This is a genomic window from Aquimarina sp. AU58 (genome assembly GCF_900312745.1).
Lineage (GTDB): Bacteria > Bacteroidota > Bacteroidia > Flavobacteriales > Flavobacteriaceae > Aquimarina > Aquimarina spinulae.
Window position 1 is genome coordinate 142,715 of the sequence record NZ_OMPD01000007.1, and the last position, 13,653, is coordinate 156,367.

The following is a 13,653-nucleotide window of genomic DNA, read 5'->3' on the forward strand; positions in this document are numbered from 1 at the left end:
ATACTATTGTTTGAATCTTTTCACCAAAGATAATGAACTCATTTAATAACTAATATGTAATACTATTTGCACTTTGAATCTACTAGCAAAGAAAATTAAGATTTTTTTGTTTCAGTAAAGAAGAAAAATCAAGCATAGCAGAGCTACGGTTTATTTTTATTCTGAAACTGAGATGAAAAAAGAACATTTTATTCCAGTAGATTCAAAGTGCAAATGGTATAATATATACCCGGTAATTTATACCATAAAAAACAAAGCCGCTTATTTCGATGAAACAAACAGCTCTATTCAAACCTAATTATGTTTTTTTGTTATTCTATGACCAATTTTCTCACCTGGCTCGCAGATGAAGTTTCTAATAGGACAAAATATATTCCTGATGGTAATATCGACATATCATAGTCGAATGTATAGGTATCATTGCCTTCTCCCGATTTCGAATCGATAAGGGTATTATTAATCATATTAAAAATCTTAACGCTGATAGGTTGTGATTTTTGTAAATCTACTTCTACTTTAAACCTTCCGTCTGTAGTGGGGTTTGGATACACCAGGTAATCAATAAAACTCTGGATATCTGGATTTTCTTCTCCTTCACCCTCGTTTTCAATTTCTTTTTCTACAACAATAACTGTTTTTGTAGTCATGGCAGTACACAACCCTCGGTAAGTTTGCAGTGTAATTTCATATTCCCCCGGAGTCTCAAAAATCGCCTCTGCATAATTATCATCTTCATAAGTTACAACGGCTTCTTCTGGGAATATCCAATCTACATTATCTGGTATTGGATCACTATTATCTACAATAACAAATTTCTCTCCAACAAACACCTGAGTAGAGGCAAAAAAGTTAGCCGTGATATCTTCTGTAGAACTATCTATAAAAATACTATCAGATCCTACACATCCTTTAGAATCGGTAACAACTACCTGGTAAATACTTGACTCACTTACTTCAATAACAGCATCTGTACTGCTATACCCATTTTCTGAAGTCCATAAATACGTTGCATCGGGATCTGTTATCGTTGCATCTAATACAATACTCTGGTCTTTACATAATGTAACATCTTCTCCTACATCAACTAGTAGTGCTGCGGGGTTATCCAGAATATATTCTCTTGTGATCTGACATCCTTTAGCATCTGTAATACGAACAGAATATGTACCAGCACAGATATTGGTTAGATTCTTTCCTGTCTGGCCATTGCTCCACTGGTAATTATATGGAGCGGTTCCTCCTAATGTTTCTAAAATAATAGTACCATCGCACCCTTCATAACATGTAGGAATCGTTTGCGAATGATTCACTTCTAATGCTTCTGGGGCAATCGTAATAGTCTGGTTTGTAACGTAACATCCTCGTTTATCTGTAACCTCGACACTATATGTACCTCCTACAACATTTTCTATTCTATCGCCAGTATTTCCTGTATTCCACAAATAGTTATATGGTCCCGTTCCTCCATCTACCTGAGCTATAATTACCCAATCCTCTCCATCTCCACAATTTTTAAAATCTACATCTAGCTCTAATCCTAATTCTTTGGGTTCTGTTAGTGAAAAATCTGCACTAGTTACTTTGACCCCCATGGCATCGGTAACAATAACATAGTAGTTTCCTTCTGTAATGCCCTCTAGTAAAAAACTATCTGAACCAACAACACTATTTTCATCAGCATCAAACCATTGATAGGTATATTGTTTTGCTCCGCTAAATGGTGTACCTCCTTCTGCTCTGGCATTTAAACTACCTGTAGCATCTCCATAACATAAAATCACATTTACCTGTTTTACTTCTACTTTTAAGATCGGGGGATCGTATACATCAACATCTGGGATATGCAAACTACATCCATTAGCATCGATAACCGTTAAAGAGTACTTTTCCGACCCGATGTTACTAAGTACATTTGTTGTAGAGCTTTGCAATACATTACCAGAATCTCTCCATTCGTAGCGATAAGAAGGGGTTCCTCCTGCTATATGTACTGTTATACTTCCATCTCTTGCTCCACTTGATGAAGGATTCACTCTAATAATATCTCCATTAACAAATAATCCCGGAGGTTGATTAATTTCAATTGTTTTTGTTATTATACAGTTATTGGCATCGGTAACCGTTATTTTATAATTACCTGCCTGTAATGAAGATAAATCTTCGCTATTCTCTCCTGTGCTCCATCTATATGAATATGGTTGTACCCCACCTTTAACAGTTATATCTATGCTTCCATTAGCATCTCCTCTACACAACAAATGAGTTACATTTTGATCAATATCTAGAGCTTCGGGTTCTTCTACTGTATAAGTATCCTCATGTGTATTTCCATTGGCATCGGTTACGATAACTGTATAGGTTCCGGCACCAACGACTGTGGTTTGTGGTGTTGTAAAAAGAATATCTGTCGGATCTTTTTGCTCATACCATTGATATGTATAGTCTCCTATACCTCCTTGCGTAGTTGTAGATAAGGGTACTACTGTATCTTCTCCATAACATTGAACTCCTTCACCTTCTGATAATGGTATAATAGCAACTATCAATTGGTTAGGTTCTGTGATTTCCCGGGTTATTGATACACTACAGGCATTAGCATCGGTAACCACTAATTCGTATCTTCCAATCTGAAGCCCATTAATATCCTGGCTCGAAGCTGTGTATAAAGGGTCATCCAGGTTTTTCCATGCATAACTATACGGAGTTGTTCCTCCTTTTACCTCTAAGGATATGCTTCCATCTCCTGCTTTAAAACCTGTTAAATTAACAGCCACAACATCATAAATTTCTAATGCAGCATCCGGCTGTTCGATAGTAATAGCTTCACTAAGGGATGTTGTACATAAATTGTCGTCTATAACAACTACTTCATAAGTACCGGCTGGCATGTTTTGCAGGTCTTCGGTAGTAGCTTCAAAATCCGGATCCTCAACTTTTGTCCATCTATAAGTATAGGGCAGATAAGCTCCTGTTCCCGGATCTTTTGGACCTCCTTCTACTGTGATATCAATAGCTCCCGTTGTATCTCCATGGCAAAGAATCTTTGTAGAAGCACTGCTAAGTTTAACGACAAGATCTTCTGGCTGAGTAAGATCGATAGTAGCCTCGGCAGTAGCTCCCTGAGAATCATTGGTTACTACTTTATATTTTCCTGCTTTTAATCTCTCTAACCTATCAAGTGTAAGATCTGTATTGATAGAAACATCTCCACTACTTTCTATTTTATACCATCGATATTCAAAATCTGCCGGGGTTGATTCTATAGGATATCCCCCCTCTACGGTAGCCACAAGTTCTCCCAAAGCATCATCATGGCATAGGATAGGATTTTTTATCTTTATCTCTACAAACATAGGAAGAGGTTGTTTTACTTCAAAGGTTTTTTCGACCACACAACTATTCGTGTCTTGTACAGAAATCGTATACATCCCATATGATAAATTATCTATATCCCTCGTTGTTTTGATAAAGCTTGCATCTCCTAGTTTACTCCAGCTATACGTATATGTTCCTACTCCTCCTATAACATCTTCCAAGGTAATACTACCATTAGTACCGTCTACTGTAGTTGCATGCACTATAGTCTTTTTTGTAATGATAATCTCATCGGGTGAGTTCAGTTTAGCGGTTTGAGGGGTTGCTATTTCACAACCATTAGCATCTTTTAACCAAATAGTATATGATATTGCTTCTAATCCTTCTATGGTTAGATTGGTCAAATCATCCTCTGAGATATACGTCTTTTTATCATCTATAGAAAAATAATAAGGACGAGTACCCCCTTGAGGTTTGGTAAAGATTTTTCCATCCTTACCCGAAAAACATGAAACATTTTCTGTTTTATCTATAGTCAAAATTAACTCTTTTGGCTCTTCAAAATCGGTAGAAGTATCTACATTGGTATATCCATCCTCTACATGAACACTATAACTACCTGCTTCTATACTTGAAAGCGTATTAGACTCTTCTCCTGCTATTGGTTTACCATCCTTATACCATTGATAGGTATAACTTAAAGATCCTCCCTTAACATCTGCTTTCAATGTTCCTACGCCATTATAACATGGTATAGGAACTGTTTCTTCTATGGTAACGATAAGTTCTCCCGGTTCTTCAACTGGTATAACTACTGATTTTACCTCACAACCATTATCATCTTTTGCAATAGCCACATAATCACCTGCTTTCAGATCTGAAATAGAGGTACCTGTATTAGAAACAGGAGTTCCGTCTTTCTCCCATGTTATAGTGTAATTTGGCTTCCCTCCTGTTACATTAATCTCTATTGCTCCCTTGTTATCATTAAAAACTTTATTATGAACCACTTTAACAGTCTCGATATCGATCTTAGCGGGCTGATCTATAAGCTGCCTACCTGATATATCTGAATCACAATCAGTTGCATTTCGATCCCTTACTCTAAAACGATATCCCGGCATTGTATTGGCATCTAATGCAAACACATTACTGTCTTGCCACACTGAAGTTGTTGCTCCTGTCCATACTGCATATTGATAGGATCCAGAACCTCCACCTGTAGCTGTAATGGTTACTTTGGCTTTATCTCCATTACATAATATAGGTTGAATATTAATATTGGTAATAGTAATTGGTAAAGGAACATTATCAAATTTAATTCCTGTTTGCTCTGCCCTACCAGATCGGTTATCGGTAATCACCACATCATAATTACCCTGATTTCCTGTAATAGAAGCACCTACTCCATAAGCATTACCATTTTTCTTCCATGTGATGGTTCGAGATGGATACCCTCCTATCAAATCAATCACTTCTAGTATTCCATCGGCTGCACCAGAACAACTCGGATCTTGTTTTTTTATTTTGAATTGTATCGGTAAAGGATCTTCTATTTTTGTAAACGTATATCGTTGTTTACAATTATTGGCATCTGTATATTCGATCTCATGCGTCCCTTTTGGTAAACTCATTATATCAAAACCTTTGGCACCAGCTCTTTGTGTCTTTGTATTGGTAGATGACCCATTAATAAAAATAGTAGCATCATAATACGCACCACTACCATCTGTTTTGGGCGTACCTCCCCATACTTTTTTTACACGAATACTTGCATCTGTGTCTCCAGGTTTTCCAGGAGGGGTAATATCACCTTCTTCATGCTGGATTTGTATTGCAGGGTTTATTTTTATCGATTTAGATACCTCACATTTACCATTTCTTCTTATTCGTACTGTATGATTTACAGGGGATAGACCATTGATAACAGTATTAGTGGGTTTGGCAAAGTCTTCCCATGCTCCCCCATTTAATGAATATGTATACTTTCCTGACCCACCAGAGGTTATATTGATTTTTATACTACCATTATTAATACCATAACATTTTTGATGAGTTGGGGATGCTGTAAAATTAATTGCAGGTGGGCTGGTTATTGTAAACTCCTCAGAATTGTCATCATGACAATAGGCCACATCTTCTGGACCTATCTTCCCTCCGGTAAAGGTAACCCTGTAGTCTCCTTTTTCTATATTTTCCCAAACAAATGTTGTTCCCGGCATATTGGTTTTATTAACCCCAGCTTTATCATCAGGTTCATATTCTCCTAAAGAATTTTTCTTTTCTAAAGAAAGGTTGATTCTCTCATTACTATTTAATGGTCTATTGAATGTAATGGTAAACTGTCCATCATTGGTAGTAGCACAACTAGGATTTTTTGGAGTAACCATAGTCATCTTTGGTAAATCTGGCATATAGACAATGAAGAGTATATTAGAGGCATCATTATCATGAATATTACAACTAGGATTAACTCTTACCTTTATTTGCTTATTTATCGCTGTATCTTGATCACCTTTATTAGGATATAAATTCTTTAATGCTAATGAAATATTAGCCTTTCCATTAATGCTAGTATCTGTTATTGGCCTCCAACCATAGGGTACTGTTATCCACTCTGGTTTGGTGGGGTCATTTATGTATTTATTATATGCAGCATTAGCCTCATCATATTCTTGTTTTTGTCTAAAACATCTTCTTTCCCAATCATTTGGGTTCAGTTCTTTACAAGTGTTCAATTTATTTAATGCTGTATTTCTCTTTTCAATCAACTCTTCTAATTCTGGAGGTCTCACTTCTTTGGTGCCAACTTCATCAAAAAAGTCCCAAGTATATATTACATTTTTAGGTGTAAACCCTGAAGAAGCTGTAATATCTACAGCAGCACTCTTACAAATTGTATAGTTGGAAGTGATATCAGCATCAGGATCAGAAAACCTTATATTAGGTTTTGGTGTAATAATTATAGAAGCATAACCTTTTCTACCTTTTGTATGGCTAGGAAAAACTTCTTTATATGTATAATCCTTTCTTGAATACCCCGTTATATTGGCTATAGGAATTTTCTGCCTATCATGATTATCGATACTACCACATCCACCAAGGTTGTTACTCCTAACATGGCTATAAAATTCTACATGAGTTACTTTATTATTTCCTTTAAACTCATATAAAGTTGAAGAAAACATTTTATTCGACCACTTCCATTCCTTTCCAGGATAGGGAGCGTTACCAAAAATATAATGCTCATCTCCCGATTCAAAGAAGAGTTTGATAGCTTGTAAACCATGAGTCTTCCCACAAGCTTCTTTCCCTAATCCTATTTCACCAAATACAGTAATTGTATATATATTATCTGCTGTATTCTGAGCTGATATTTCAAAGAAATTTAAAACTAATAGTATGATGAATATAATCCTTTTCATATCTTTTCTTTAATATTCTACTTCAATTTTTTTAATTGGGGATTTAGCCCTCGAATCGAATACTGCCTGTAATAGATAGGTGTATCTTGTATTTACGGTGAGTTGATGGTCCGTAAATTTGGTTTCTGTATTCGAAAATATCTTATATCGTGTGGGTTGTTTCCCTTCTTCTGCCTTATATAATAAAAATTCTTTAACTCCTTTTGCAGTATATCTCCAGTTTATCCCTATTTGTCTTTCTTCACGGTTTACAACTGCGGTAAACCTATCTATTTCTGGTTTGGATTTGTTATCCGGTAAGCTAATCGTTAAAGGAGTTACCGGTTCTGATTCTAATCCAGATTCATCCACAGTTACCAGGGTATATAGATAGGTTAACGCAGGTATTGCAGTAGCATCTTGATACCGATTCTGGGGGATATCGGTTTCTGATACCAACTGCCAGGGGGATTCTTTGCCTTTTTCTTTACGGTACACCAGGGTTTTTGAAGCATCAACACTGCTACTGGTTATCCAATGTAATTCTACTACTCCATTATCTGCACTAAATGATTTAAAAACCGGCTTTGTAGGTGGTATGATATCGGGTTTTTTAAGCGCCACTACTTCAGAAAACCCTGAGGGATTATACCGCGTATCAAAAGCCTGAACTTTATAATAGATTTTATTGTTCAGGGTTTTTATGTTTACCGTATCTACCATAGTATTTTGGGGTATGGTACGAAAAGTAATCTGTGTAAACTCTTCGTTCTCAAGATTTGCTCTAAACACACGATATCCCAAAAAATCGGGTTCAGTATTGGCATTCCACTGTAATTGTACTATTCCTGTAGAGTCAATAACTCCCGTAAGTCCAAAAGGAGTTACTGGCGGCGTATCATCCACGGGTTGTACCATCTGCGGAAACGAAGCTCTTTTTGTACCGTCTACTCCAACTGCTGTTATTGTAAAGTAATTAATTACACTTAAATTTTTGAACTCAATACTTCTTGTGGTCTTAGCAATATCAGGAACCACTACCTGGTAGTTATCTTTGATGGCATCTGATCTGTTTAACTCGAAATGACTAAGGGTTTCTAATCCTTCTTCGGGGAACTCCCATGTGATTATTGCCGTGCTATTATCAGATTGCAACTTTGCTTCTTGTATTGCCGGATTATATGTCAAAGCTTTCTTTCCTGATCCGGAAACAACTTTTGATGATGGACTTGTTTCTCCAAAAGGCGATATCCCTTTTATCCTGTACTGATATTCTTTATTATTTTGTGGTAAACTATCGATATAAAACATACGATCTGTAGTCTTCTTTTCTTTTTCTCCCATGTTAATTATGGGTACATCGCTCAAAGACGTAAACGTATTACCATTATCGTCTGATCGTTCTATGATATAATTATTATAATAATCTGCCAGTGAGGTAGAATTCCAGCTTAGTAGTACACTTTTATCTTTAAATATCCCAACAAGATCTCTTGGTGTGGGCAACTCGATATAGTCTACCAATCCACGATATACTCCACCATGTGCTACAGCTATTTTTTCTTCAGGAATTGCAGTTCTTATGGTGTATAGGTATTTCTCATTAGGTTTTACATCTGTATCTACATAGGCCAATCCAGAATACTTTGCCACCTCAAAATTTTGATCTGCTGCATACAGTGCAAAAGAGAAGCGTTGCTCCAGAGCTTGAGACAGGTTCACAATACTCATCATATCTGTACCTCCTTCACTTAGTTCTACATCAAAGTCATCGCCATAGATGGCCTGCGCAGCAATAGCTGCATAATCATTCTGGCTGGCAAACTCTTCCCATGCCTCTATTGGTTTTGGTAGTATAGGAGTTGGTGTTATTTTTTTTATTTCTTGTTCTCTAAGAATCTCTCCTGCTCTCACAATGGTTTTACGTTCTATAGTAAATCCGTATTTGTTAGCATGTTTCCAAGCCGTAGGGGTGGTAACTGCCCATCGCAACATAATGGCTTCTTTGGTCACCCTACTCATCACTTGTACTGATGGAGGATCTTCACCAATAGGTTTTTGACTCCATATCGGGAACGATAACAACAATACTATCCCCAATACTACGTTACGCATATTTTTGGCCTTATTAGTTTCCATACTCATATGATAGTACATGATTACTCCTACTTATCTGCCCCGGCAATATATATTTCAACTCCGCCTGATAAGTTTTGTCGATTTCCATTACTGGAAATTTGCCTGTAACTAAGTTTAAATATTGTTTATCTGTTTCCCATGGGAGATCCGAATTGATCAATTGATAGCTTAAATCTACATAGTCTCTGTAATAGTACAGACTTAAATCATATCGATACGGGTTAAACCCGGTAATCTCATCCTCAAGATCATTTTCTAAATATGCTAAGTATGATGATTTAGCTTCTACACCTTCTATTGGAGGAACGCCTACCTTGCTTATATCTCTTTTTACTGTAAGACCTCCTAACGGGTAATTTTCATAAAGTAAAGGTTTAACCTTTTTTCTATAATATGAATCATTAAGCCTTGCTACAGCTTTTACCAGAGGAACCCCTCCAGAATATTGGTTTCCTGTTAATTCTACCAGGTCAAAAGGTTCTTGACGATTTATTTTTGATGTGAGCACTATCCCATAAGGTTTTACATCCAAGGTATATAGGTGATCACTTATATTCATTGCTTTCATCTTTTTCTTAAAAGTGGTATACTCACTTGTTTTAAAATCATAGGTCAGCAATTCTCGTTCTTCTCCCTGGGTGACCACTCCTTCGGCTTTTCGGGTTCTTATTTCAACATCATTTCCAGAACCTTTATCTCCTAATTCTGTTTTAGTATAGGATTCGGTTATATTACCCGGGTTATCCTCTTTTGGAGGAATCAATTTAATCGCTACATGATACGCTGTCTGAGTACTTATTCCTTCCGGAATAGCATAGGTGAGTTGTTTTTTATTTTCATTATATGTGAAGTTCACCACCAGTTCTTCTCCAGAATCTGTACTCATTATCATGGTTTTATTCCAGTTAGGTACCGGATCAAACAGATGCTTCTGTCCTCGTTTTAGATTAACATATCCAACATTATATTCTTCGGTAAAGAAGTTCTTTTGCTCTATCACCGGATACATATATTTGATATTTTGTAATGAAATCGTTTTAGGGGCTTCTCCTGTAGTAAAATTCACTTCTTTGGCCTCTGTAGATACATTACCATTTTCTTTGATGATCTGCCATTGTCCATTTTTATATTCTTCAAAATGTAACTGTACAAATGCTTTAAGTTGGGCATTTTGCGGCAATATTTCATGAGAATAGAACATTGCCACATCATTACTATTGTTCCATTCTATTTCCCCTTGTAGTGGTTTTCCATTATCACTCACCTCAAATTTATCCATAAGGATACGATATTTCTGATCCCCTTCATCATCAGGAATTTCAAACACTTTATTGATCGGCATATTAAATACGACTTGTGGTGCAGCAAAAACATCTACATCTACCGAACTTTCTTTTGGGGTCATATCGCTTATAACCACCATACCATCCAGTACACTATCGCCTTCTATTTCGCATTTCTCTCCAAACTCTACTTTAAATCTAAAGCTTCCTTTGACCATGCCTCCTAATATATTGTAACGGCCTGCCAGATATCCTTTAAACCATGCCGGATTTGGGAATCGGGACTGCATTAATATAGCTCCTCCTCCCTGAAAAATGGATACTTTCTTTTTAAATCCAAATACTTTGATTTTTAACCCTACTTTTCCTTGCAGATAAGCATAGGATTGCCCATTGATAAACCAACCGTTCATCCCTATTTGTCCCGAAGAGCCTTTACAACGTGCTTCTCCATAATCTTTCATCATAACATCAAACCCTATCCCTGAATCAAATTGCGCATAGAATATTAAAGATTTATGCTTTGAGCTATGGCTTATACTGGATCCAAATGCCAGACCTTTACCACCACTAAGTAATCCAAGATCGCGATTATCAATTTCTGTCGCATCTACTCCCAAGAGCCTTGTAACTATATCAGGTGGCGATGGTGGCCCCGGGATATTATCTCCCGACATGAAGTAGCTTTTTGTGTTCATTTTAACAAATCCCAGATTTAATGCTACACCAATAGGATCATCAGGAGTTCCTATCAAAATATGCCACTCGTTTGGATCTACGTAAAAATCCATCCATCCTGCTCGTCCATTGTTTCCAACACCCTCCAGGATTCCGAAAAGGTTCACATATACCTCTGATGTAGAATGAAAAATTTTATTATTAAAATCGAATTTGGTATATACATCTGCAGTAATTGCCCCATCAGGTACAAATGGTACCTCTACCTCCAAACCATTTGCTATATCACTTAATTGCTTATTGATTGTTTCATAAAAGTCACCAGGTATTGATGCGATAAGCCTACCTTTGCCTTTCATATAGATTTCGCCTAAACCTCCTGATTTAAGGAATGTCATACCAAACTCTACCGTTGCATTAAACAGGTCTGGAGATCCTGCTGTGATAATCCCTACCGATGCTTTCATCCCTAAACCACTTTCTTTGTGGGGTTCGTAGATAACTCCCGATTTTGATGCTCCTATCTGAGTGTATTGTGCATCTTTCTGCTTTGTAGTCCCTGCCATATGCATGCGGTTATAGAAACCTCCTCCAAACGCATTAATCTCAAACCCGGGAAAAATAGGAATCCCCTGCGGTAAAGTCACACTGGCATCTGTATACCAATATCTAAAACTATCGGTTCTACCAAATAATGCTTTGGCTTCGACCTCTAACTCCATTCCTGTAGTGAACTTGGCCCCTACTGCACCAGCAAAACCGGTACCATAAGTTGGGTCGTCTTCAAAAATAAAAATGGCTCCTTTTAGCTCTATCCCCGCCACAGACATTTTCACATTGACACTATTTAAATCTATGCCATCATATTTCCAACGATCTCTACCTTCACTTTGATCTAAGAGCGCATTAATTTTTAGTTTGGCTCCTCCACCATTAGCCCCGTCTCTTTCTGAGGTAAGATTGATATTAAAATTAAAAACAAGTGCTGCTTTATTATCAGAAGGGGTTTCTAATCCTATTTCATTAACTGTTAAAGGGAAATTAGCAATTTTCATTTCTCCTCTATACCCAAAATAACCAACCGAAAATTTTGGAGATTCGGTTTGTATGACCATTTCCTTAAATACAATTCCCTTAAAATCGACAGTCTTATCTTTTTTAGTATCTGTCGATGTACTTTCTTCTTTTTTTAACCCGGATGCAATATTTATAGATCCGTTTAAGCTTGCTTTGGGCCTAAACTTGTCATCTTTAACCTTTAGTTCTATATAAGATTCTGGTGTTAAGGTTACTTCTGCATTCCATACATCAAAATTGATATCTTCGGTATTAGATACACTAAGGGTATATTCATCAGGTTGGATTATTGCGGTATAATTTACCTTATCAACTTCGGATACAGGTAATATGATCTGTCCCTCAAATTCTCCTCCTTTTAGCTTATTTACTTCAATATCCAGTAAAAAGTGATCTAACGAAAATGCCCATCCCGAAGCTGATCCTTCATCAAGTGTAAGAATATTATCTCCTGTAAATTTACCGGTTACTCCCTGGCCATCGATAATCAGGTTATGCGCTCCAAAAGCAACTCTTTCATCATTATTTTGTTTCTCGAATGCTTTGGGTAAAACAACTTCTAAATCTTGTACGTATACTCCTCTCCACAAATTGGGGTTCTCGCCATAATATGTATTTAGATATCCCGATGGCATCGACTCGTCATTATGTAGATCACTAAAATCCAGTACTGCATTTTTTAGTTTAAAAGTAGTACCTTCTGCTGCTCCTGTGATCCCAAATTCGGGTAATGATATGTTGACTATCATATCATTCCAATCTTTTGCTACTATTTTAAAATCACTATCAACATAGCCGGTTTTCTTTTTACCATCTTTATCTACCGGAAACAATAATCCATCGGTGAATTTGATATTAGCATCTATCCCCAATTCCTTAAAACCAGAACAGTCGATTACTGCATAGGTGCCAGGGTTTTCAAAACTTCCTTTTAACGTAAACAAAATAGCACCACTATTAAAGTTCATGGTATATTGTGAAATCAGATGTAGTTTGACCTCATCATCTTCCCCATTAGCTATATCACTATATATCCCACCATCGTGTGATAGTCTGATATTAGATGCTCCTAAAATCAATACATCTTTTTTATTTTTTGTTGTCGTGGTTGTTCCTTCTGCTGTGGTTGTTGAAGTAGTTGTGGTTTCTGGTAATTCTACCCTAAGAAAAACGGTAAGTTCTGTAAATTCTGGTTTAAAAACAGCTTTGGCGATCCCAACGGTATAGGTTACATTACTAATAGTAACCGGTTCTATCGCAACAGGTAGTTCTTTTAACTCATCATTAGTAAGTTCTTCAATGTAATTCTTTGTATTGTCAATGGTTTCAAATACACCATTAGCTATCTCAAGCCAATTCTTGTCTTGTTCGGCATTAGGCCCATTAAATTGGTAGCCTTCTGCAATCCCAAAATCAGATATTTTTTCCTTTACTACGGGAGTATCAAATTTCTCGAGAGATTTAAATTCTCTAAAGGTTTTAACTGGTTGTGCCGGTGCTATTTTGGTATGGGTAACCGTGGTATTGTTATGTAAACTATCCTTAACCGGTTCTGCTTTTTCCTTTTTAGTATCTTCTGTTTTTTTCTCTGTAGCATATAACATGTCATTTGCCAACAAACTTGTTGTAGATAAACAAAGACATAATACTAATGCGAATCGTAGTACTTTATTCATAGGCTCTGGGGCAAAATTGTCTTTTAAAAAATGTATGTTTTACAGGTTTTTCTATTGCTAACCCGTTGTTAAAAAACACAG

The 13,653-nt window shown here is 36.6% G+C and carries 3 protein-coding genes; all 3 read right to left on the reverse strand.

All coding sequences use genetic code 11. The annotated features are described in order from the left end of the window. Window positions 1-311: 311 nt before the first annotated feature. From DK441_RS03200 to DK441_RS03210, 3 genes are read right to left on the reverse strand one after another with little or no spacing between them, the layout of a single operon-like run. Window positions 312-6,740: a T9SS type A sorting domain-containing protein gene (locus DK441_RS03200; RefSeq protein ID WP_109097450.1), complete on the reverse strand. Its 6,429-nt coding sequence runs from the start codon at window positions 6,738-6,740 to the stop codon at window positions 312-314. A gap of 9 nt (window positions 6,741-6,749) precedes the next feature. Then, window positions 6,750-8,858, reverse strand: coding sequence for a fibronectin type III domain-containing protein (locus DK441_RS03205; protein ID WP_160111939.1), 2,109 nt, complete (start codon window positions 8,856-8,858; stop codon window positions 6,750-6,752). After that, a complete protein-coding gene (locus DK441_RS03210; protein ID WP_160111940.1) occupies window positions 8,848-13,572 on the reverse strand; it encodes a hypothetical protein in 4,725 nt (1,574 codons plus the stop codon). Before DK441_RS03210 ends, DK441_RS03205 begins: the two co-directional genes overlap by 11 nt. Window positions 13,573-13,653: the final 81 nt, after the last annotated feature.